The organism is Mesorhizobium sp. M0029 (assembly GCF_040323735.1).
GTDB lineage: Bacteria > Pseudomonadota > Alphaproteobacteria > Rhizobiales > Rhizobiaceae > Mesorhizobium.
This window is the reverse complement of the sequence record NZ_JAMYVF010000002.1, coordinates 307539-330678: the sequence shown is the minus strand read 5'-3', so window position 1 is coordinate 330678 and position 23140 is coordinate 307539. Positions and strand designations below refer to the sequence as shown.

Here is a 23140-nt window from a genome sequence, read left to right as displayed (position 1 = left end):
TCCTCTTTTATACCGGACCCCTCTTTTGTCCCTCAACCTGCCGGTCCGGCACCGGCAAGCGTCTCACCGGTGATCATGTTGATCACCGCATCGGGACTTGTTTTGTTGCGTGCGACATCGCCGGCCACGACGCCTTGCCGGATCACCACGATCCGGTCGGCGACCTGGAAAGCCTGTTGCATGATGTGGGTGATGATGACGACGCCGATGCCCTGGTTGGCCACCTGGCGGATCATCTCGAGACCGCGCCTGGTCTGCTCGACGCCGAGTGCCGCGAACGGCTCGTCAAGCAGCACCAGCTTGCCGCCCCAGTGCACGAAGCGGTTGAGCTCGATGGCCTGGCGTTGGCCGCCCGAGAGATGCTCGACATTGGTGCGCAGCGACGGGATGCGGGTGCCGGCACTTGCCAGCGCCTTGCCGACCACGGCCTCCATGGCGCGCTCGTCGAGGATGGGGACACCGAGAACCTTGCGGGTGATTTCGCGGCCCATGAAGAAATTGGCGACGACGTCGACATTGGTGCAGAGCGACAGGTCCTGGTAGACGGTCTCGATGCCGGCAGCTTTGGCCTCGGCTGGCGTTTTCGCCAGGAATTCCTTGCCCTCGAACAGCATGCGGCCGGAGCTCGGCTCGAGGCCGCCGGCGATGATCTTGACCAGTGTCGACTTGCCGGCGCCGTTGTCGCCGAGCAGCGCCACGACTTCGCCCTTGCCGATCGAGAAGCTGATGCCCCTCAGCGCATGAATGGCGCCGTAATTCTTGGTGACGTTTTCGAGTACCAGCAGCGGTTCGGTCATGCCGCCACTCCCTTGCTGTGCATGAGGTCGGACCGGCGCTCGCGCTCGGCAATGAACATCTGGCCGAAGCGCGGCGACAGCACGCCCGAAACGGCTAATGCGGCAGCGCCGCGCAGCACCGAATGCTTGCCGCCGGTCGCCACCGTCACGCGCGGTGTCTTGCGGTCGCGCCGCGCCGAGACCGAATTGGGAAGCTGTCCCGCCGCGCCGACCAGCTTTTCGAGCAGGTCGGTGGGCGCAAGCCCGCCGAGGATGACGGTTTCCGGGTCGAACACATTCTCGATGGTGACGATGGCGTTGCGGAAGATCGGCGCGATCTCGGCCACCCAGGCGGCGTCGCTGATGTTGCGGCGGCGACGTGCTTCGAGCGAGAGATACCGTTCGAGGCAGCCGCTGTTACCGCATGGGCAAGGCTCGCCACCGGGAACGGCAGGGATGTGTCCGATTTCGCCGGCATTGCCCCAGGCGCCGCGCATCACCGCGCCGTCATGCACGATGACGCCGCCGAGGCCGACGCCGAAATAGAGGTAGTAGTATTCGGAGTAACCGGAGCCGAGACCGTAAAGCCGTTCGCCCATGGCCGCCGCCGCCATGTCGGTTTCGAAGAAGGCCGGCAGCCCGGTCGACGCCGCCAGCCGTTCCGGCAGCGCGACATCCTTCCAGCCGGCCATGGTCGTCGGGCCGACGAAGCTCATCGACTCCACGCCGAAGGGTCCAGGCAGCGCCATGCCGATGCCGAGCACGCGTCCGCCGGGGCGCAGCGCGGTCAGCTCGGGCACCATCGCGCCGATCAGCTCGAAGGCATGGTCGGGCGTCGCATGCGGCGCCTCGCGATGCATGCTCTCGATGACATCGCCGCTGAGATTGATGAGCGCCGCGTCGATCCCCAGCGGGGTGAGGTGGACGCCGACGGCATAGCCGCCCTCGGGGTTGATCCTGAGCGTCGCCGGCGGCAACCCGCGTCCGCGCGGCTCTTCGCGCAGCGACAGCACATAGCCATGCTCTTCGAGTTCGCGAACGATGGTCGATACGGTCTGGACGGTGAGGCCAACGCGGCCGGCAATGTCGCCGCGAGCTATGGGACCGTGAAGGCGGATGGACTCCAGCACGATGCGCCGGTTGTAAGGCCGCCCGAACTCCTGATTGGTTCCCCGCAGTGCCATGTCCCGCGCCCTTTAGGAAGGCTAAGACTTGCACAGGCAATTTATTCAGTCAAATGGAATTCAAAAATAATTCGGAATGGTTCCCAGACGCGGTGCAGGACCTGTCCCATGCGCCGCGCTGGCCGATTGCAGCCGGGCTGAAACCACCGCAATGGTGAATGACGTCAGGCGGGCGCGGGGCTCGCCCGACCAGTGATCCAGCAGGAAAACCGATGATCGAATTGCCTTTTGCGCGCGATGAGTACCAGCGGCGGCTCAAGAAGATCCGCACCGAGATGGCGGCGCGTGGGCTGGAACTGCTGGTCGTCAACGATGTCGCCAACCAGCATTACATCACCGGCTATGACGGCTGGTCGTTCTACACGCCGCAGGTCGTGCTTGTCCCGATCGAAAACGAGGCCGAGCCGGTCTGGATCGGCCGCGCCATGGATGCGGCAGGCGGCTTGCTGACGGCCTGGATGAAGCCGGAGAATGTGGTCGGCTTCCCCGAGGACCACGTGCAGCGCGCCGATCGCCATCCGATGGACTGGATAGCGGCCTGCATCGTCGCCAAGGGCTGGGGCGCGAGACATATCGGCATCGAGCTCGAAGCCTATTATTTCTCGCCGAAGGCGCATGCCCGGCTCGTCGCCGGCCTGCCCAATGCGAAATGGCACGACGCCGATCTGCTGGTGAACTGGATCCGCGCCGTCAAATCCGCCCCGAAATTGCTTATCTGCGCAAGGCGTCGACACTTGCCGAATCGGCGGTTTCGCGGGCCTTCGAAGTCATCGCGCCAGGCGTGCGCGAATGCGATGCGATTGCCGCGATCCAGGCGGCGCAGATTGCCGGCAGTCCAGACTTCGCCGGCGACATCACGGCACTGCCGCCGACCATCCTCGGCGGCGAGAATGCATCGGCTCCGCACATCATGTGGAGCGATCGGCGCTTCGGCAAGGACGAAACGATTGCGCTCGAACTTGCCGGTGTCTGCCGCCGCTATGCCGCCGGCCTAGCCCGAACGATGCAGCTCGGCAAGACGCCGGCCCGTGTCGCCGACACCGCAAAGGCGGTGATCGAAGGCATGGATGCGGTGCTCGACGCGGTCAGGCCGGGGACCACAGCCGAAGCGGTCGAGGCCGCATGGCGCAAGGTTATCCAGCGCTACGGGCTGAAGAAGGAATCGCGCATCGGCTACTCCATTGGCGTCGCCTATCCCCCGGATTGGGGCGAGCACACGATCAGCCTGCGGCCCGGCGACAAGACCGCGCTGCAACCCGGCAATGTCGTGCACTCCATTCTTGGCATGTGGATGGATGGCTGGGGCATCGAGATCAGCGAGACCATTCTGGTGACCGAGACCGGCCATGAGACGCTAACCAAATTCCCGCGAGACATCCATGTCAAATCCTGACCGGTCAGCCACGACGGACGCCACCGCGACCCGCCTGACGCATCTGCTCAATATTGGATCGTCCGGCGCTCGATCAGCACCACAAGACAAAACAGGACGATCGACAGGCCCGATGACAGCACGATCGCCGCGTAGAGGCGGTCCGACTGGTAGTTGAAGGACGCCTGGATGATCAGCGGCCAAGTCCTTGGTCGGAGCCGATCCATTCGCCGACAATGGCGCCGATCACGGCGGTGGCCGAGGCAATCCTCAGCGATGAGAACAGCATCGGCAAAGCGCGCGGCAGCCGCAGGCTCCAAACACTTCTGGGCGCGTGCCTCAGAGGGTTTCCAGCTTGCAGAAACTTCACGCCGCAGGGCGTGAGTCAACGATCACGACGCCGGAGCACGCGATGTCGGATTGCCAAACAACAGGATGGTACAACGGGTGAAGGAGGCGGGGGCGTGCAACCAGCCGCCTGGCTTGACCCTACAGATACTGCTCGACCTTCTTGCCGACGGTCAGGAAGCGCAGCGGGTCGATGGCCTCGCCATTGTGGCGGACTTCGTAGTGCAGGTGCGGGCCGGTCGAACGGCCGCTGCTGCCGGTTTTGCCAATGATGTCGCCGGCTGCGAGTTTTTGGCCGACGGCAACGTCGATCTCGCTCAGATGGCCGTAGCGCGTGGCAAAGCCGTTGCCGTGATCGACCTCGACCATGCGGCCATAGCCGCCGTTCCAGCCGGCCTTGGTAACGATTCCGGCCGCCGTGACCTTGGCTGCCATGCCGACCGGCGCGCGGAAATCCATGCCCGAGTGCAGGGCAGCGGTGCCGAGGATGGGGTCAGTGCGCACGCCGAACGGGCTGGTGACGGAGTGGCCCGGCGCCGGGTTGGCGAGCGGCAGCCGCCGCGCCTCTTTCTTCAACTGGTCGAGCGTATCCAGCGCCTCGTCCAGTTCCTTGACCTTGCTGTCGAACATCATCGAGCTGTCAAGCGGGATCAGCGGTCCGCCGACATCGCTTTCGTTTTTGCCGAAATCACTGTCGACCGGCAGACCGGCCGCTTCCAGCGCCTGGGTGATGGCATCGGCGTTCTTGTAGGCGTTGTCGGCCAGGGTTTCGATGCGGGTGAGTTGCTGGCTCTCGATAGCCTTCAGTGAATCATTGATCGAGACGAACAATTTGTCGGCGCGGTCCGCAGCCGTTTCGCTGGGCAGCGGATCGGAACGTGTCGACCACAGCGAGAATGGCCTGGTGTCGCCCGAACCAAGGCTGGCGACCGAATAGGCGAGTGGCTCGCCGCCAGTCAGTTCGGCATGTTCGTCGGGTTTTGTTGTCGCTGCGGCATCAGCGGTTGGCAGCGTCCCGACTTCGTTTTCGGCCCGCTCGAGAATCGGGCCGAGGCGGCCATGGCGCTGGCTGAGCTGGCTCTGCCGCTCGATCAATTCGCTGACCTTGGTTTCCATCAGTTTTTGGTCGAGAAGCTGGCGGCTGGTGATGCGGTCGACCTGCGCGCGCAATGCGGAAATGCGATCTTCATAGGCCTGCTGCATGCGCGCCTGCCGGGCCTTGGTGGCGCCGATCAGATCGTCGCGCAGTACGAGATAGGAGGTCGCCAAGAGATAGCCGATGGCGATCGCCGCCAGTGCCGAGCCGAAAAAGGCGACGAGCCACGGCCGGATGGTGAAATGCCGTATTTCATTGCCCCGCGCAATGATGACCGTATGCGGCTCCTTGCGCCTGCCGAAGACCGCTGACTGACCGGTTAGGTTCACGGGACCAAGCTTTCGTTACGACACCAACGAAGCCCGATTACACATTATTAGGGTTAACAAAGTTTTGCCGTCGCGGGCGCGCTAGTGACCAACGGTGTCAGCCAACCGCATATATGTCTTATGCCCCTAATGCACTGCGCGGCGTTGGCCAGATCGGTGGCGCCTCAGAGCGCGCGGACCGCCTCCAGCACTGCTTCGGCATGGCCTTTCACCCGGACCTTGCGCCAGATCCCGGCGATCCGCCCGTCCTTGCCGATCAGGAACGTCGCCCGCTCGACGCCCATATAGTTGCGGCCATACATCGTCTTTTCGACCCACAGATTGTAAGCCTCGATCACCTTGCGCTCCTCGTCGGCAACCAGGTCGACGGTGAGATCGTATTTGGTTTTGAACTTGTCGTGCTTCTTCACGCTGTCCGGCGACAGGCCGATCACCACGGCGCCGGCCTTTTCGAACTCCGGCTTCAGCTGCGAAAAGCTGATCGCCTCATTGGTACAACTTGTGGTGTCGTCCTGCGGATAGAAATAAAGTACAACGGGCTTCCCCCGCATCGAGGCAAGGCTGATCGAGCCGCCGCCGTCGCGCGGAAGATCGAATTGCGGCGCAACGTCGCCAACGTCGAGATCAGCCATATCAATGCCCTTGTTTGAGGTTACGCGGCCCTAAATCAAAGAGATAGAGCATGATGCCTGGACAAACGGAAACCGTTTGTCCGAGAAAACCGCCTCACACTTTTCGGCATCATGCTCTAGCCTGCGTCGTTATAGTGTCGGGCGGGGATTCGTCCACGATCGAATTCGCACAACGGAAAATTGCGTGGATCAGGAAGAACCGCAGCACGAGAAAATCCGGTTCAGGCGTGACGAGATCACCGACCTGGGGGCTTTCCCGTCCGCTTGCCGCGTGCCGCCGCTCGGCAAGGCACGGATCGGCCGCGGCTTTCGTATTCTTGTTCGCGCATTTGCCGGCATTGGAGCCCTTGTGCTGCTGGCAGCGGCCGCCGTCTACGTCATCGGCGCCACCGGCATCGGCAGCGAACGGCTGCGGTTGGAAGCCGAAACGGCGATCGAGAAACTGGCCGGTTTCGACGTCAAAGTCGCCGTCGGTCCTGCCAGCCTGACACTTGACGGATCGAGCTTCATTGCGCTGCAGGTCAAGGATGTCAGCGTCGAGACGGCCGACGGCAAGCCGATGGCCGATGCCGGGCGCGTCCGCTTCGGCATCCGGCTGGTCCCGCTGCTTTCGGGCGAGGTTCGGCTGACCAGCGCCAGGATTTCCGACGCCCATATCGTCACCGCGGCAATGCCGTCGGGTGGTGACTGGATAGCGCGCCTGCGCAATCAAGACGGTCTCATCGATCCGGAAAAACTGGCCGCCGTCGTCTTCAGTGACGTCAATCGTGCACTCGATGCCGTGCGCGAGGATTCGATGCGCCGCATCGATCTCAAAAATGTCGCGTTCGAGCTGCCCGAGGCCGGATCGGTCAAGCTGGTCATGATCGCCAACGCCACGGTGCTGCAGTCAGGCCCCGGCAGCATGGAGTTCTCGTCCGAGGCGGATGTCGATGGCCGCGCGCTCACCGTCACGGCCACCGCCACCCGCGATACGAGCTCGATGCGCGTTACCGCCTTGAACGCCGCCATCGACATGGCGGATGTCGCGGAGACAACGCCGGCGGCCGGCGGGCGAACCGGCGCGATGGCTTTGAAGCTCACGGGATCCGAAGGCTCGGGCGAGACCGATTCGCGGCTGACGGGCTCGCTGTCGCTAACCGGCTCGGTGCTCGACCTCGGCACACGCGGGCTGTTGCCGGCCGATGTCGATGTCGACGCCGCCCTTGTCTCCGGCTCCAACAAGATCGATGTCGGCAGGCTGGTTCTAAAGACCGGGCGCTCGGCGTTCAATTTCGCCGGCTCGATCGGGCCAAAGCCGTCGACCGGCGCGGCCGGCGAGGAGCCTTCCTATCGTTACGACCTGACCAGCGACGGCTCGACGCTGGCGCCTTCGGAATCGCCCGAGCCGGCGCTGAATTTCTTCGCCCGCATCGCCGGCGTCTATCAGATCAAGAGCCGCAAGCTTGTCGCCGACCAGATCGGCATCAGGTCGGGATCGGGGGGCGAAGTGCTGGGAACCGCTGCGGTTTCCTTCATCGACAACGGACCGCCGGGTATCTCGGTGTCGCTCAACGTCCACGACATGGCGGTCTCGCACGTCAAGCAATTGTGGCCCTGGTTCTCGGCCAAGAACGCGCGGCTGTGGGTGCTGCAGAACCTGTTTGGCGGCCGCGTCGTCGATGCCAGCCTGCAGTTCCAGGTCGTGCCGGGGCGTCTCGGCAACGGCGTGCCGCTTTCGGCCGACGAGGTGTTCGGCCGCTTCCAGGTCGAGGGCTCGCGTTTCGACACCGCCGGCCGCATCCCGCCGATACGCGATGCCGTCGGCGTCGTTTCCTTCCACGGCAACGATGTCGACGTCGCGCTGTCCTCGGGCAGCGTCTATATGCCGAGCGGCCGCACCGTGGCGGCAAGCAATGGCACACTGTCGGTAAAGGCGGCAAACCACCCGCCGGTGATCGGCGCGCTCGACATCGACGTCGCCGGTGAGGCGCCGGCCATCGCCGAACTTGCCTCCTACGAACCGATCAACGCCATGCGCCATGTCGGCATCTTGCCGGACGACCTGTCGGGCACGGTGACCGGCCACGTCAAGGCCGACATTCCGTTGCAATCCGGCGTCGACACGTCGAAGCTCGATTGGCTGGTATCGCTCGACTACAAGGACCTGTCGCTCGCCAAGCCGTTCGAAGGCCAGATAGTGACCGATGCTGACGGTTCGATCGAAGTCGGGCCTGACAAGGCGGTGATCTCTGCCAAGGCGCGGCTGAACGGCATTCCAGCCCAGCTCGATCTGGTCGAGCCGCTCAGGGATGGCGGCCCGCCGCGCAGCCGCAAGGTGGCGCTTGTGCTCGACGACAAGACGCGCGCCATCGCCATGCCTGGCCTGTCGCCGCTGATTTCCGGCACCATCAAGGTGGCAATCGACAAGAGCGGCGAAGGCGGCAGCCAGAACGTCGACGTTGACCTGACGAGCGCCAGGCTGGACATTCCCTGGGCAGGCTGGAGCAAGGGGCCGGGCATTCCCGCCAATGCCACTTTTACCATGAGCAAGTCCGGCGATACCACGACGCTGTCCGACTTCGACCTCGACGGAAAGAGCTTTTCGGTCGAAGGCGATGTCGTCCTGGTCAAGGGCGCGCTGTCTTCGGCCCGCTTCAGCAAAGTCGCCTTGAACCGGGGCGACGATGTCGCCGTGACGGTGAAGCGGTCGGGCAAGGGCTTCGCAGTCGATGTCAGCGGCAACGCGCTCGATGCCCGCTCGCTGATCAAGCAGTTCACCTCCGATGTCGATACCGCCACCAAAACCACCGGCACGGACGCGGTTTCGGTTAGCGCCGACGTCAATTCGCTAAGCGGGTTCCATGACGAGGTCCTGTCCAATTTGAAGCTCGACTACAGTGCCGCCGGCTCCAGGGTGAACAGGCTCAAGGTCAGCGCCGCGGCAAGTTCCGGCGCCTCCATCACCATCAGCAATACGGCAGGCAATGGTGCTCGCGCGCTCACCATGAAGTCGGCCGACGCAGGCGCCATATTGCGCTTCCTCAACATCTACGAGCACATGGAAGGCGGATCGATCACGCTGGCGCTCAGCGGCGCAGCCGACGGCCCGATGCGGGGACAGGTCGATTCGAGCAACTTCTTCATCGTCAATGAACCCAAGCTCGCCTCCATCGTCTCGACCACGCCAACCGGCGACAGCCGCAGCCTGAACGAAGCGGTCAAGGGCAAGATCGACACTTCGCGGGTAAAGTTCGAGCGCGGCTTTACCGAGATCGACAAGGGGTCGGGCTATTTGAAATTGGCGAATGGCGTGCTGCGCGGCCCGCGCATCGGCACCACCTTCCAAGGCACGCTCTACGACCAGAACAACAATATGGACATGACCGGAACCTTCATGCCGGCCTATGGCCTCAACCGCATCTTTGGCGAACTGCCGCTGGTCGGCGCGCTGCTCGGCAATGGCCGCGACCGCGGGCTGATCGGCGTCACCTACCGGCTTAAGGGCAACGCCAACAAGCCGGTGCTGGACATCAACCCGCTATCGGTAATCGCGCCGGGCATTTTCCGCTCGATCTTCGAGTATCATTGAGGATCCCAAAAGACGGCTCAGGCCGGCCGCACCAGAACGTGTTTTTTCTTGCCCACTGAAAGCTTTGCGACGTTTTCCGGACTCAAATCCTGAGGCGTCAAAATCCGCCGGTCGTCCGAAACCGGCTGGTCGTTGACGCGCACGGCGCCGCCCTGGATATGCCGGCGCGCCTCGCCGTTCGACCCGGCAAGGCCCGCGGTGACCAGCAGCGACAGGATGCCGATGCCGGCTTCCAGCGCGGCGCCGTCCACTTCCACGGTCGGCAGCGTTTCGGCTGTCACGCCTTCCTCGAAGGTCTTGCGCGCGGTCCCCTCGGCTTGTTGCGCCGCCTCGCGGCCGTGCACGATGGCCGTGGTTTCGGTGGCCAGCACCTTCTTGGCCTCGTTGATCTCCGAGCCGCCAAGGGCGGCCAACCGCGCGATCTCCGAAAGCGGCAGCCGGGTGAAGATCTTCAGGAAGCGCTCGACGTCGGCATCCTCGGTGTTGCGCCAGTATTGCCAGAAATCATAGGGCGAGAAGAGGTCGCCGTTCAGCCACACCGCGCCCTTGGCCGATTTGCCCATCTTGGCGCCCGACGATGTCGTCAGCAGCGGCGTGGTCAGCGCATAAAGCTGCGGCGTGCCCATGCGGTGGCCGAGATCGACGCCGTTGATGATGTTGCCCCACTGGTCCGAACCGCCCATCTGCAGCCGGCAGTCCTGGCGGCGGCTGAGCTCGACGAAATCATAGCCTTGCAGGATCATGTAGTTGAATTCGAGGAAGGACAGCGACTGTTCGCGCTCGAGCCGCAGCCTGACGCTGTCGAAGGTCAGCATCCGGTTGACCGAAAAGTGGCGGCCGACATCGCGCAGGAACTCGACATAGTTGAGCTTCATCAGCCAGTCGGCATTGTTGACCATGATGGCGTCATTGCCAGTGTCGCCGAAGCGCAGGATGCGGCCAAAAATTCGCTTGATGCCTTCGATGTTGGTGGCGATCGCCTCGGGCGTCAAAAGGCTGCGCTGGTCGTCACGGAAGGACGGGTCGCCGATCATCGAGGTGCCGCCGCCCATCAGTGCGATCGGCCGGTGGCCGGTCTCCTGCATCCAGTAGAGCATGGTCGCCGAGATCAGATTGCCGATGTGCAGGCTGGTCGCCGTGGCGTCGTAGCCGACATAGGCGGTCACCGTTTCCTTCGCGAAAAGTTGATCCAGCCCGGTCTCATCCGAAATCTGGTGGATGAAGCCGCGCTCGCTCATAACGCGCAGGAAATCGGACTTGAAGGCGGGCATTGTTTCTTCCTGAAAGCGCCGGGTCTGAACGGCCCGGCATGGCCTGAACGCGGGCGTTTAGCATCCAAGCGCGTCAAGCAAAAGTGGTTTCCGATTTTGCGCCGGCATGGACAGCCTATTCTGCACTGCCGCGCATGCTTGCTTCATCCTGTCGGCTGGCGTAATGAGGCGCCGCGCCAACGGGTTCGATCCGCTGGAACGGCACCGGACGGCATCCACCGAATGCCATATCTTGTGACAGAGCCCGACGCGATATGCCGGACGCATTGATATCCATCGTCATTCCCTGCCGCAACGAGGCGGCGAACCTGCCGCTGCTGATCTACGAGATCGAGGCGGCGATGACCGGGCGCGACTTCGAAATCATCGTCGTCAATGACGGTTCGACCGACGATACGGCTTCGGTGCTTGCCGCTGAAGCCGCCAAACGTCCGTTTCCGCTTCGCCAGCTTCGGCACGAGAAATCCGCCGGCCAGTCGCTTTCGGTGCGCTCGGGCGCCTGGGCGGCGCGCGGCTCGATCGTTGCCACCATCGACGGCGACGGCCAGAACGACCCGCAATATATCCCCGTGCTGGTCGATGCGCTGCGCCAGGCTGGGCCTGGGTTCGGAGCCGCGCAAGGGCAGCGGCTGAAGCGCCGCGACAGCAAGATCAAGCAATTGGCGTCGCGTTTCGCCAACTGGCTGCGTGGCGCGATCCTGCATGACGACACCCGCGACACCGGCTGCGGCCTGAAGGCCATCCACACCGACATCCTGCGCAAACTGCCCTTCTTCGACGGCACGCATCGTTTCGTTCCGGCCCTGGTCATCCAGGAAGGCTACCGCGTCGTCCATTGCGACGTCGTCGACCGCTCGCGCCGCCACGGCAAGTCGAATTACGGCATCTTCGATCGCGGCCTGCAGGGCGCGCTCGATCTCGCCGGCGTCTGGTGGCTTCGGCGCCGGCGCCGCAGAATGCCAAAGGTAGAGGAAATCACGCATGGCTAACGTGTTTCAGGAATTGGCGACCTGGCTGCACCAGGTTTTCGTCAAGCAGTTCGACGCCTGGGTTCTGCTCGGCTTCGTTGCCCAGTTCTTCTTCACCATGCGCTTCCTGGTGCAGTGGATCGCTTCGGAAAAGGCCAAGCGCAGCGTCGTGCCGATCGCTTTCTGGTTCTTCTCGCTGTTCGGCGGCGGGCTGCTGCTGGTCTACGCCATCCAGCGTGAGGATCCGGTGTTCATCGCCGGCCAGGCCATGGGCATGGTGATCTACGTCAGAAATTTATGGCTCATCGCCAATGAGCGCAAGGCGGCGATGACCAAGGTCGACTGAGCCACCAGTCCCGCCAAATTCAGTCTGTCCGGTGTCGAAATGAGCAGGAACTACATCTTTCTCTTCCTGTTCAGCCTGATGATGACGGCGTCGGGACTGGCCTCTATGCCGCCGCTCGACCGCGACGAGCCGCGCTTCGTCCAGGCGACCAAGCAGATGACGGAGACCGGCGACTATGTCGACATCCGCTTCCAGGACGCGTCGCGCTACCAGAAGCCGATCGGCATCTACTGGCTGCAATCGGCCGCGGTGACGCTGAGCGGCGAGGGGGCACAGGCGCCGATCTGGATCTACCGGCTGGTCTCGGCGCTGGGCATCGCCATCGCCGTCGTCGCAATCGCCTGGACCGGGGCCAATCTGTTCGGCGCCAATGCCGGTCTTGCCGCCGGCCTGGTCATCGCGGCGATTTTCGCCACCGCCTTCGAAGGCCGTGACGCCAAGACCGACGCGATGCTGCTTGCCTGCTGCGTTCTGGCGCAAGGCGCGCTGGCGCAGATTTATCTGGCATCGCGCCGCAACGAGCCTGTCGCCGGCCATCTGCCGTGGATTTTCTGGGCTGCGCAGGGCGCGGCTATCCTCATCAAGGGGCCGATTGCACCGCTGCTGTCGGCGCTGACGGTGCTCACGCTGGTTGCTTTCGAGCGCGACTGGCGCTGGCTGGCGAGGCTGAAAGCCGGGCGTGGGCTGATTCTGGTGCTGTTGATCGTGCTGCCTTGGCTCGCCCTCATCACCTGGAAGAGCAACGGCGCCTTCCTGCAGCAGGCCGTCGGCAAGGATATGCTCGGCAAGGTCGCGCAAGGCGAGGAGTCGCACGGCGTTCCGCCGGGCTTCTACGTGCTGACCTATTGCCTGTTCATGTGGCCGTTCGGCCTTGTGGCGCTCGGCGCCGGACTGCAGGCGCTCAACCGATTGCGCGACGATCCGCACCTGCGTTTCTGCCTCGCCTGGTACGTTCCGTTCTGGCTCGTCTTCGAATTGATCCCGACGAAACTGCCGCATTATGTGCTGCCGGCCTATCCCGGCATGGCCCTGCTCATCGGCTGGCTTTTGACGCTGACGCCGCAAGAGGCAAATGCGCCGCTCAGGCGCTGGCAGACATGGCTGTGGTGGGCGACCGCATTCGGCACCGTTCTGGTGACAGTCGGTCTCGCCGTGCTTTGCGTCGGTGCGCCGATCTATCTCATGAAGACATTGTTATGGTGGAGCGTTCCGGCCGCCGCGGCAGCATTGGGCGCCGGCTACCTCGCTGTTTCGCGCCAGGCGCTGGTGCCGCTGGTCCGCATCGGCGGGGCTGCGGTTTGCGCCGGTATAACCTACGCCCTGCTGTTCGGTGTCATCGTGCCGTCACTGAAACCGATTTGGATGAGCCGGGAAATCGAGGCTGCGGTTCGCGCCGATCGTCCCTGTGAGATGAGCGTGCTCGCCTCCGCGCAATATCACGAACCGAGCCTGGTATTTCTGGTGGGCACAAAGACGGTACTGACCGATGTCGACGGGGTTGCGCAACATCTGCTTGGCGATCCGGCCTGCGCGCTGGGCCTGGCGCCGGTCGGTGATGAAAAACGGCTGGATGACCTGCTGGCGGGGCAAGGCAAGAAGGCCAGCCGCGTCGCTGAAATCGACGGCATCAACTATTCGTCAGGTGATAAACTGTCGCTCGGCCTGTACCGTGTGGCGAACTGATACCTCTTCAATGATGGCGCCGAGCTCCGCATGTTGATGAAGTCGCCAAAGCCGGCGCGTGCCGCTTTGCCTGCCATGCTCCGGCAGTCTGTCGCTAATTTCCGTGATACTTTCGGGATTGTACGGCATCGCCTGGCGACGCGCCCGGCGCGCTACCCGAAAATCCTGTGGTCGGTGTGGGTCGTGGCCTGGCTTTTGCTGACGATCGCGGTGTCGCTCCGTTTCGACCATCTTGCAGGGACCATGGCGAGGCAGTGGGCTTCAGGCTCGACCAATGTCTTTCGCATCGCCGAGTTTTTTACCTTCTTCGGCCTCGGCGGCTGGTATCTTGTCCCGTCGGTACTGGTGCTGATTGCCGCGAATCTGACGGATTGGCGCAGCCTTTCCCGGCGCGCGCGGATGACCTTCTACAACTGGACCTGCTTTGCCTTCATGGTGCTGGGTTCGATCGGGCTCTCGGCCATGGTCGTCAACGCGCTGAAATATGGCGTGGGCAGAGCCAGGCCAATGAATTTCGACAAGCTCGGCGATCTGTCGCTGCATCCTTTTTCCATGGAGGCGCGCTTTGCCAGCTTCCCGTCCGGCCATGCCACGACCATGGGTGTCATTTTCGGCATTGCGCTACTGTTGTTGCCCCGGCGCAGATGGGTGTTGCTGGCTGCAACCTTGTCGGTCGCATCGACCCGAATCTGTATCGGCGCGCACTATCCGAGCGACACTGTCGCCGGATTCGGCCTTGGCTGTGCTGTTGCCATCGTCTGTGCGATGGTGCTTGGCCGGCTGGGATGTATCTTCCGCTACACGGCGTCGGGGTTGCCGGTGGCAAAAACTACGTTCCGCCTATTCCGTCGGGCTCGCAAACCAAACCAAAACGATGCGCCGAGACAGACGAATTTCCGCATTGGAGCAGCGCCGGCAAGCAACTGAATTGCTGACGCCTTTGGAACCATCTAGACTAAGACCACCCCAGCTAGCTGTCGATGCCACCCCAGCTCCGCACCAACCGAGCCATGTCAGGCGCGCCGGCGGCGTCCTTCTCCAGCCCTTCGGCGACACCGACGCGGTCGGCGACAGGCCGGTTCTGGCTGACTTTCCACTTGCCGCTGATTTCGGCGATCTCGATCTCCAGCCCGATGATGCCCTTGATCTGCGACTGGATGAAGGTCGGCGGCGCATCGGTCACCGCCCAGGGTGCCTCGCGGGCGTTTTCCTGCGACAGCGTCAACTCGGTGATCTGCTGTGCGATCCAGGCGGAATCCTCGATCACTCTTACCGTTCCTCGCACCTGGACAATGGCGTAGTTCCAGGTCGGCACGACCTTGCCGGTCTCGCGCTTGGTCTCGTACCAGGACGGCGTCACATAGGCGTCGGCGCCCTGGAAGACGACCAGCACCGGCGATGTCGGATTGTCGGCCAGCTGACGCCATTGCGGGTTGGCCCTGGCCAGATGGGCGCGCAGCCGGCCATTCGGCCCAACCTCTGCATCAAGCAGGAAGGGAATGGCATTGGCGACCGGGCCATCGGCGCCGTTGGAGATCAGCAACCCCAGCGGATGCGTCCGGATCAGCCCGTGCAGGACGTCCGGCCGCGTTTCCTGGAAATGGGGAGGCTGGTACATGATCGGTCATGCCTTCTTGCGCTGGCTGAACCGGCATTGTGCACCGTTCAGCCGAGCCGCGCCACATGTCAGGCTGGCTTCACCGTTTGGATCAGCCGAAATGGCATTGTCGCGCCCATGATGGGCACGACTGTGCACGGCATCGGACCGGGAGTTTTTGTTTTGGCGCAATTCCGGACGGAAAACCCGTTTACACTTTTCCTGGAATTGCTCTTAGCGCAGCCGCTTCGGCCGCGGATCGGACAATTCGCCGGCCAGCCGTCGGTCGAGATAGTCGGCGCATTCCTCGAGCAGCAGATCGGCGTCGTTGGCGAAGAAGTGGTTGGCGCCTGGCAAGGTCTTCTGCGTGATGGTGATGCCCTTTTGCGTGTGCAGCTTGTCGACCAAGCCCTGCACATCCTTGGGCGGCGCCACCTTGTCGGCATCGCCATGGATGATCAGACCCGATGACGGGCAGGGCGCCAGGAACGAGAAATCATAGGTGTTGGGCTGCGGCGCGATCGAGATGAAGCCCTCGATCTCGGGCCGGCGCATCAGAAGCTGCATGCCGATCCAGGAGCCGAAGGAATAACCGGCCACCCAGCAGCTCTTGGAATCCGGATGCAGCGACTGCACCCAGTCGAGCGCTGCGGCGGCATCCGACAATTCGCCGGTGCCGTGGTCGAATTCGCCCTGGCTGCGGCCGATGCCGCGGAAGTTGAAGCGAAGCGTGGTGAAATCGCGCTTCTGGAACATGTAGAAGAGGTCATAGACGATCTTGTTGTTCATCGTGCCGCCGAATTGCGGATGCGGATGCAACACGATGGCAATCGGCGCGCTCTTCTCCTTGGAAGGCTGGTAGCGGCCCTCCAGGCGGCCGGCCGGACCGGTGAAAATGACCTCAGGCATGAAATACTCCAAATGGCATACGAATGCGCGGCGCCCGGAACAATTCTTACTCCAGCCCCAGCCCTTCCGGGCCTTGACGCAGGGCAAGCGTCTTCTTAGAAGCTAGTTTAGAATTGTTCAAAACTGGATAGCCAGCCGTGACGGCCCGGCCATCCTCGCCGCAAGCCGCGTAAATAGGACGTCTTGCCTTGCAATTTCAAGGAAATAACGCGCTATCCTTGCGGAAAGGGTCTTGACGGGATCGATTGGGTGAAAATGGCCGCAGCACGCGCCTATCTCGACTACAATGCCAGCGCGCCGCTCATTGCCGAGGCGCGCGAGGCGATGATTGCCGCGCTCGATCTCGTCGCCAATCCGTCGTCGGTGCATGCCGAGGGGCGCGCGGCGCGGCGCCTGATCGACACTGCCCGGCGCGATGTGGCAGCACTTGTCGGCGCCAAGGCCGAGCATGTCGTCTTCACCTCGGGCGCGACGGAAGCCGCATCGACGCTGCTGACGCCGGATTGGCGGATGGGCCGTGGCACGGTGCGCATGAGCCGGCTCTATGTGTGCGAGGCCGACCACCCTTGCCTGTTGAACGGCGGCCGCTTCCCGGCAACACAGGTTTCGCGGATCGGCGTCGACGCCGATGGCATTGCCGACCTCGCTCAGCTGACAGCCGCTCTGGCCGCGCATGACAAGGCCGAAGGCCTGCCGTTGGTCGCGATCCATGCCGCCAACAACGAGACCGGCGTTATCCAGCCGATCGAGGCAATCGCTGCAATCGTCAAGGCGGCGGGCGGCATTCTGGTGATCGATGCCGTGCAGGCTGCGGGCCGCTTTTCCATCGATATGTCAGAGCCTTACGCCGACTATCTGATTCTGTCTTCGCACAAGATCGGCGGCCCCAAGGGCGTCGGCGCCATCGTTGCGGCAGCCGATCTGATGATGCCGAAGCCGCTGATCAATGGCGGCGGCCAGGAAAAGGGCCATCGCGGCGGCACCGAAAACCTGGCGGCCATCGCCGGCTTTGGCGCTGCCGCCCGGCTGGCTTTGGCTGGACTGAACCATGTCGATGCGCTCGCGCACCGGCGCGACGAGGTCGAAACCATCATCAAAACACTGGTGCCGGACGCAGAAATCTTCGGATCCGGCGCGCCAAGGCTTGCCAACACGACATTCTTCGCTATTCCCGGCGTCAAGGCCGAAACGGCGCAGATCGCGTTCGATCTGGCTGGCGTTGCGCTGTCGGCGGGATCGGCCTGTTCGTCGGGCAAGGTCGGGCCGAGCCATGTGCTGAAAGCCATGGGTTATGGCGACAGCCTGGGCGCTTTGCGCGTGTCCATCGGCCACGCAACGAGTGCCGGGGATATCGAACTGTTCCGTGCTGCGCTGGCCGGTATTGCCCAGCGCCGGGCGGGCAGGGAACAAGCCGCCTGAGGCGGCGACAAAGAATTCAGGCCTCGCGGCCTGGTAGAGCCGTGCGTTTGCAAGTGGCCGGGTGAATTCCCGGCCGAGACGCACTATATGAAACTTACGCCGCCCTCGGCGCCTCATGGGCAGCCCTCGGCGATGCCATAGTTTGAAAACTGTCGGGCCTTGACCCCGGCGTGGATGGAGAACGCTTATGCCTGCTGTGCAGGACACGATCGATCGGGTCCGAAAGATCGACGTCGACCAGTACAAATACGGATTCCAGACAGAGATCGCGATGGACAAGGCCCCCAAGGGCCTGAGCGAAGACATTATTCGCTTCATCTCTGCCAAGAAGGATGAACCGTCCTGGATGCTGGAATGGCGTCTGGAAGCCTATCGGCGCTGGCTGACGCTGGAAGAGCCGACCTGGGCGCGCGTCCATTATCCGAAGATCGACTTTCAGGACCTCTATTACTACGCGGCGCCCAAGAGCACGCCCGGCCCGACCTCGCTGAGCGACGTCGATCCCGAGCTGTTGAAGGTCTACGAGAAGCTCGGCATTCCGCTGCGGGAACAAGAAATCCTCGCTGGCGTGCAGAAGACCGACGTCTCCGATCTCGAGGAGCCCAGCGACAATGTCTACAAATCGGGCCGTGTCGCGGTCGACGCGGTGTTCGATTCCGTTTCCGTCGTCACCACCTTCAAGAAGGAGCTGGCGCAGGCCGGCGTCATCTTCTGCTCGATCTCGGAGGCCATCCGCGAGCATCCGGAGCTGGTCCAGAAATATCTCGGCTCGGTCGTGCCGACCTCCGACAATTTCTACGCCACGCTGAATTCGGCTGTCTTCACCGACGGCTCGTTCGTCTTCGTGCCCAAGGGCGTGCGCTGCCCGATGGAGCTGTCGACCTATTTCCGCATGAACGAGAAGAACACCGGCCAGTTCGAGCGTACGCTGATCATCGCCGAGGAGGGGGCTTACGTCTCCTATCTCGAAGGCTGCACGGCGCCGCAGCGCGACGAGAACCAGCTGCATGCCGCCGTCGTCGAACTGGTGGCGCTCGACGATGCCGAGATCAAATATTCGACGGTGCAGAACTGGTATCCCGGCGATGCCGAGGGCAAGGGCGGCATCTACAATTTCGTCACCAAGCGCGGCGACTGCCGCGGCCACCGTTCGAAGATCTCGTGGACGCAGGTCGAGACCGGTTCGGCGATCACCTGGAAATATCCCAGCTGCATCCTGCGCGGCGACGATTCCTCCGGCGAGTTCTATTCGATCGCCGTGTCGAACGGCTACCAGCAGGTCGATAGCGGCACCAAGATGATCCATCTCGGCAAGAACACGTCGAGCCGCATCATCTCCAAGGGCATCGCCGCCGGCTTCTCGCAGAACACCTATCGCGGCCAGGTCTCGGCGCACCGCAAGGCGACCAACGCCCGCAACTTCACCAATTGCGATAGTCTCCTGATCGGCGACCAGTGCGGCGCGCACACCGTGCCCTACATGGAAGCCAAGAATTCGACGGCGCAGTTCGAGCATGAGGCGACGACGTCGAAGATTTCCGAGGACCAGAAATTCTACGTCATGCAGCGCGGCATTCCCGAGGAAGAGGCGATCGCGCTGATCGTCAACGGCTTCGTCAAGGATGTTATCCAGCAGCTGCCGATGGAGTTCGCGGTCGAAGCGCAGAAGCTTATCGGCATCAGCCTCGAGGGCTCGGTCGGCTGACCGGACAATATATATCCAGGAAAGAAAAAATGCTTGAGATCAAGAATCTGCATGCCCGCATCGTCGATGACGGCACCGAGATCATCCGCGGCCTGAACCTGACGGTGAAAAACGGCGAGGTCGCCGCCATCATGGGCCCGAACGGCTCGGGCAAATCGACGCTGTCCTACATCCTCGCCGGCCGCGAGGACTATGAGGTCACCGAAGGCGACATCCTCTATAACGGCCAGTCGATCCTCGAAATGGATCCGGCCGAGCGCGCCACCGCGGGCATCTTCCTCGCCTTCCAGTATCCGATGGAGATACCTGGCGTCGCGACCATGGAATTCCTGAAGGTGGCGATGAACGAGCAGCGCAAGGCGCGCGGCGAGGAGCCGCTAAAAATTCCGGAATTTTTGAAGCGGGTGAAAGAGGCGGCAGCCTCGCTCAACATGGACATGGCGATGCTGAAGCGGCCGCTCAATGTCGGCTTTTCCGGCGGCGAGAAGAAGCGGGCCGAGATCCTGCAGATGAAGCTGCTGGAGCCAAAGCTCTGCGTGCTCGACGAGACCGATTCAGGCCTAGACATCGATGCGCTGAAGATCGTCTCGGACGGCGTCAACGCGCTGCGTTCGCCCGACCGTGCCATCATCGTCATCACCCACTACCAGCGCCTGCTCGAGCACCTCGTGCCGGATAGCGTGCATGTGCTTTACAAGGGCCAGGTGATCAAGTCCGGCGACAAGTCGCTGGCGCTCGATCTCGAAGCCAATGGCTATGCCGGCGTGATCGGCGAAGCCGCGTGAGATGCCAGGTCATTTTGTACCAAAAGACAGGGCCAAGCTTATGAACATGCATTCGACACCCCAGCGCACCCAGGCCGAAACGGCGCTGATCGACGCTTTCGGCGAGCGGCTGTCGCTGCTGCCGGGCGACGGTGCGGTGATGCTGAAGCGCGACGACGCCATCGAGGCGATCAAGCACGGCCTGCCGACGCGGCGCATCGAATCCTGGCATTACACTGACCTGCGCCGGCTGTTGACCGCGGTGCCGGCGTTCGATCCGACGGCCGCCGCCAAGGGGCTGGCTCCCATCGTCGAAGGTTCCGCCGTGCTGGCAGTTCTGAACGGCGTCTCGAGTGCGAAATTCCCTGCCATCGAAGGCGTGACCGTCCAGCGCCTGTCGGAAAAGCTGACCGATGGCTCGATTGCGCCCGGCCTCGACCCCTATGGCAGCGATGACGCCATCGGCGCGCTGAACACTGCTTTCGTCGCCGACGGCTATTTCGTCGACATCGCCGATGGCGCAGCACTGGAAAAGCCGATCGAATTGCAGAACGTGCAAGCCGGCGGACAGACCCATGTGCGCTTTCCCGTGCGTGTCGGCGCCGGCGCCAAGGCTGCGATCGTCGAGCGTCAGGCGGGCGAGGGCGCGGCTCTGGCCAGCTCCGTCAGCCAGCTGGTGCTCGACGAAGGCGCCGAGGTGACCTGGCTGATCATCCAGGAACAGCCGGAGACGGCCACCCATCTGGCGCAGTTCAAGGCGCATCTCGGCAAGAATTCGAAGCTGACGCTGTTTTTCATGAATGCCGGCGGCAAGCTTGTGCGCCAGGAGATCGTGGTGAAGACCACGGGCGAAGGCGCCGACTTCAAATTGCGCGGCATCAACCTTCTGGCCGGCGACACCCACACCGACGTGACCATGGTGCTCGACCATGCCGTGCCGCATACGACATCGACGGAAGTGATCCGCAATGTCGTGACCGGCAAGGCGCGCGGCGTCTTCCAGGGCCGCATCAACGTCCACCAATACGCGCAGAAGACCAACGCCAAGATGGCCTGCAACACGCTGCTTTTGTCGGATGATGGCGAGTTCTCGACCAAGCCGGAGCTGGAAATCTTCGCCGACGACGTCATCTGCGGCCACGGCGCGACCGTTACCGAGATCGACCACAACCATCTGTTCTACCTGATGGCTCGCGGCATCGACGAGAAGAGCGCCCGTGGCCTGCTGGTCAAGGCGTTCGTCGCCGAAGTGATCGAGGAACTGGACGACGAAACCATCGTCGAGGCCCTGGAAACAAGGCTGGACGACTGGTTCGTGGCGCATGGGTAGCGCCTCCCCTTCTCCCCTTGTGGGTCCGAAGGACGGGCGAGGCAAGTGACACGCCCCGGGCGGTGGCCGAGCGAAGCTCGGTCGGGTGAGGGGTGCGTGACGAAGTGAGGCGGTGCCTCAAGAGAGCTTGTAATGGACCAGAAGATCGAAACAACCCCATACGACGTCGAGGCGATCCGCCGCGACTTCCCGATCCTGTCGCGCGAAGTCTACGGCAAACCGCTGGTCTATCTCGACAATGGCGCCTCGGCGCAGAAGCCGCAGGTGGTGCTGGATACGATCCAGCACGCCTATTCCCAGGAATACGCCAACGTGCATCGCGGCCTGCATTTCCTGTCGAATGCCGCAACCGACGCTTATGAGAAGGCACGCGAGACGGTGCGCCGTTTCCTCAATGCGCCAAGCACCGACAACATCGTCTTCACCTCGAACACGACCGCGGCGATCAACACCGTGGCTTACGGCTATGGCATGCCCAATATCGGCGCGGGCGACGAGATCGTGCTGTCGATCATGGAGCACCACTCCAACATCGTGCCGTGGCATTTCATCCGGGAGCGGCAGGGCGCCAAGCTGGTCTGGGTGCCGGTCGACGATCTCGGCATCTTCCACATCGAGGAATTCGAAAAGCGGCTGACCGACAAGACCAAGCTCGTCGCCATCACGCATATGTCGAACGCGCTGGGCACGGTAACCCCGATCAAGGAGATCGTGCGCATCGCGCATTCGCGTGGAATTCCCGTACTTGTCGACGGCAGCCAGAGCGCCGTGCACATGCCGATCGACGTGCAGGATCTGGATTGCGACTTCTTCGTCTTCACCGGCCACAAGGTTTACGGGCCGTCCGGCATCGGCGTGCTTTACGGCAAGAAGGATATTCTCTCGGCCATGCGCCCCTTCATGGGCGGAGGCGAGATGATCGAGGAAGTGACGGAAGACGTCGTCTCCTACAACGAGCCGCCGCACCGCTTCGAGGCCGGCACGCCGCCGATCGTGCAGGCGATCGGGCTGGGTGCAGCATTGGAATACATGGAAAAGATCGGCCGCGAGCGCATCGCCGCGCACGAGGCCGACCTCAAGACCTACGCGCACGAGCGGCTGCGCGCCATCAACTCGCTGCGCATCTTCGGCGACGCGCCGGACAAGGGCGCCATCATTTCCTTTGAGTTGCAGGGCATTCATGCCCATGACGTGTCGATGGTGATAGACAGGCAAGGTGTTGCCGTCCGCGCGGGCACCCATTGCGCCCAGCCGCTGTTGAAACGCTTTGGCGTAACCTCCACATGCAGGGCATCGTTCGGCATGTATAATACCAGGGCCGAAGTCGACGCTTTGGCCGATGCGCTGGAAAAAGCGCGCAAGTTCTTCGGGTGACAGGTTCTTTGGATGACGACCATGGATGATGCGAGCCACACCACCGCGCCGGAAGCAGCCATCAATCCGCTGGTTTCCGCCTCGGCCATTCCCGCCGACGAACTGGCGCGGCTGACCGACGACATCGTCTCGGCGCTGAAGACGGTGTATGACCCGGAAATACCGGCCGACATCTATGAGCTCGGCCTCATCTACAAGATCGACATCGAGGACAACCGCGCGGTCAAGATCGACATGACGCTGACCGCGCCCGGCTGTCCGGTGGCCGGCGAAATGCCCGGCTGGGTGGAAAACGCCGTCGGCGCCGTCGAAGGCGTCTCCGGCGTCGAGGTCAACATGACCTTCGACCCGCCCTGGTCGCCCGATCGCATGTCGGAAGAGGCGCAGGTGGCGGTGGGCTGGTACTAGGTTGACTGAGGTTGGTGCACTTGCACCAGTGGTAAAACTTCACCATTTTAGGTGAGGA

Annotated in this window: 18 protein-coding genes and 2 pseudogenes; 12 read left to right on the top strand and 8 right to left on the bottom strand. The window is 63.0% G+C overall.

Annotated features, from left to right (window positions below; genetic code table 11):
- Positions 1 to 32: 32 nt before the first annotated feature.
- The gene (locus NKJ76_RS04835) at positions 33 to 797 is read right to left on the bottom strand and encodes an ATP-binding cassette domain-containing protein (RefSeq protein WP_023669142.1); all 765 of its coding nucleotides are present in this window, start codon (positions 795 to 797) and stop codon (positions 33 to 35) included.
- On the bottom strand, positions 794 to 1960 hold the full coding sequence (locus NKJ76_RS04830; protein ID WP_023694099.1) for an ROK family transcriptional regulator: 1167 nt from the start codon (positions 1958 to 1960) through the stop codon (positions 794 to 796). The genes NKJ76_RS04835 and NKJ76_RS04830 overlap by 4 nt, the downstream gene beginning before the upstream one ends.
- A gap of 212 nt (positions 1961 to 2172) precedes the next feature.
- Here NKJ76_RS04830 and NKJ76_RS04825 point away from each other — a divergent pair.
- A pseudogene (locus tag NKJ76_RS04825) lies at positions 2173 to 3353 on the top strand (M24 family metallopeptidase).
- Positions 3354 to 3400: 47 nt separating this feature from the next.
- Here NKJ76_RS04825 and NKJ76_RS04820 read toward each other — a convergent pair.
- The 3 genes and pseudogenes from NKJ76_RS04820 to NKJ76_RS04810 all read right to left on the bottom strand — a co-directional run.
- Positions 3401 to 3651 (bottom strand): annotated as a pseudogene (locus NKJ76_RS04820) (ABC transporter permease); the annotation flags it as partial.
- 170 nt (positions 3652 to 3821) lie between these two features.
- Positions 3822 to 5105, bottom strand: a complete 1284-nt coding sequence (locus tag NKJ76_RS04815; RefSeq protein ID WP_352536881.1) for a M23 family metallopeptidase — start codon at positions 5103 to 5105, stop codon at positions 3822 to 3824.
- 164 nt (positions 5106 to 5269) lie between these two features.
- Positions 5270 to 5737, bottom strand: coding sequence for a peroxiredoxin (locus NKJ76_RS04810; RefSeq protein ID WP_023706427.1), 468 nt, complete (start codon positions 5735 to 5737; stop codon positions 5270 to 5272).
- A 184-nt stretch (positions 5738 to 5921) separates the two neighbouring features.
- On the opposite strand from NKJ76_RS04810, the gene NKJ76_RS04805 reads away from it, so the two are divergent.
- On the top strand, positions 5922 to 9308 hold the full coding sequence (locus NKJ76_RS04805) for a hypothetical protein (RefSeq protein ID WP_352536880.1): 3387 nt from the start codon (positions 5922 to 5924) through the stop codon (positions 9306 to 9308).
- A gap of 17 nt (positions 9309 to 9325) precedes the next feature.
- On the opposite strand, the gene tyrS is transcribed toward NKJ76_RS04805, so the two are convergent.
- The gene (tyrS, locus tag NKJ76_RS04800; protein ID WP_352536879.1) at positions 9326 to 10579 is read right to left on the bottom strand and encodes a tyrosine--tRNA ligase; all 1254 of its coding nucleotides are present in this window, start codon (positions 10577 to 10579) and stop codon (positions 9326 to 9328) included.
- A 254-nt stretch (positions 10580 to 10833) separates the two neighbouring features.
- On the opposite strand from tyrS, the gene NKJ76_RS04795 reads away from it, so the two are divergent.
- The 4 genes from NKJ76_RS04795 (at position 10834) to NKJ76_RS04780 (ending at position 14503) form a co-directional block, all read left to right on the top strand.
- The gene (locus NKJ76_RS04795) at positions 10834 to 11568 is read left to right on the top strand and encodes a glycosyltransferase family 2 protein (RefSeq protein WP_352536878.1); all 735 of its coding nucleotides are present in this window, start codon (positions 10834 to 10836) and stop codon (positions 11566 to 11568) included.
- On the top strand, positions 11561 to 11893 hold the full coding sequence (locus NKJ76_RS04790; RefSeq protein ID WP_023669132.1) for a lipid-A-disaccharide synthase N-terminal domain-containing protein: 333 nt from the start codon (positions 11561 to 11563) through the stop codon (positions 11891 to 11893). Before NKJ76_RS04795 ends, NKJ76_RS04790 begins: the two co-directional genes overlap by 8 nt.
- A 39-nt stretch (positions 11894 to 11932) precedes the next feature.
- Positions 11933 to 13576 (top strand): ArnT family glycosyltransferase, encoded by a 1644-nt coding sequence (locus NKJ76_RS04785; protein ID WP_352536877.1) that lies wholly within the window; start codon positions 11933 to 11935, stop codon positions 13574 to 13576.
- Between the two features lie 75 nt (positions 13577 to 13651).
- Positions 13652 to 14503, top strand: a complete 852-nt coding sequence (locus NKJ76_RS04780) for a phosphatase PAP2 family protein (protein ID WP_352536995.1) — start codon at positions 13652 to 13654, stop codon at positions 14501 to 14503.
- Positions 14504 to 14546: 43 nt separating this feature from the next.
- Here the strand turns inward: NKJ76_RS04780 and NKJ76_RS04775 are convergent, their stop codons facing one another.
- Positions 14547 to 15194, bottom strand: a complete 648-nt coding sequence (locus tag NKJ76_RS04775; RefSeq protein ID WP_352536876.1) for an FMN-binding negative transcriptional regulator — start codon at positions 15192 to 15194, stop codon at positions 14547 to 14549.
- 213 nt (positions 15195 to 15407) lie between these two features.
- On the bottom strand, positions 15408 to 16082 hold the full coding sequence (locus NKJ76_RS04770) for an alpha/beta hydrolase (protein ID WP_023669128.1): 675 nt from the start codon (positions 16080 to 16082) through the stop codon (positions 15408 to 15410).
- A 255-nt stretch (positions 16083 to 16337) separates the two neighbouring features.
- Between NKJ76_RS04770 and NKJ76_RS04765 the strand changes: the two genes are divergently transcribed.
- The 6 genes from NKJ76_RS04765 to NKJ76_RS04740 all read left to right on the top strand — a co-directional run bounded on the left by NKJ76_RS04765 (position 16338) and on the right by NKJ76_RS04740 (position 23082).
- Positions 16338 to 17501 (top strand): cysteine desulfurase family protein, encoded by a 1164-nt coding sequence (locus NKJ76_RS04765; RefSeq protein ID WP_352536875.1) that lies wholly within the window; start codon positions 16338 to 16340, stop codon positions 17499 to 17501.
- A gap of 187 nt (positions 17502 to 17688) precedes the next feature.
- Complete coding sequence (gene sufB / locus NKJ76_RS04760) at positions 17689 to 19206, top strand: Fe-S cluster assembly protein SufB (protein WP_023706434.1); 1518 nt, start codon at positions 17689 to 17691, stop codon at positions 19204 to 19206.
- A gap of 29 nt (positions 19207 to 19235) precedes the next feature.
- Positions 19236 to 19991, top strand: coding sequence for a Fe-S cluster assembly ATPase SufC (gene sufC, locus NKJ76_RS04755; RefSeq protein WP_352511288.1), 756 nt, complete (start codon positions 19236 to 19238; stop codon positions 19989 to 19991).
- A 40-nt stretch (positions 19992 to 20031) separates the two neighbouring features.
- Complete coding sequence (sufD, locus tag NKJ76_RS04750) at positions 20032 to 21300, top strand: Fe-S cluster assembly protein SufD (protein WP_352536874.1); 1269 nt, start codon at positions 20032 to 20034, stop codon at positions 21298 to 21300.
- 132 nt (positions 21301 to 21432) lie between these two features.
- Positions 21433 to 22674 carry a cysteine desulfurase gene (locus NKJ76_RS04745; protein WP_023734521.1) on the top strand — a complete coding sequence of 414 codons (1242 nt, stop codon included), beginning with the start codon at positions 21433 to 21435 and terminating at the stop codon, positions 22672 to 22674.
- Between the two features lie 21 nt (positions 22675 to 22695).
- A complete protein-coding gene (locus tag NKJ76_RS04740; RefSeq protein ID WP_023709315.1) occupies positions 22696 to 23082 on the top strand; it encodes an SUF system Fe-S cluster assembly protein in 387 nt (128 codons plus the stop codon).
- Positions 23083 to 23140: the final 58 nt, after the last annotated feature.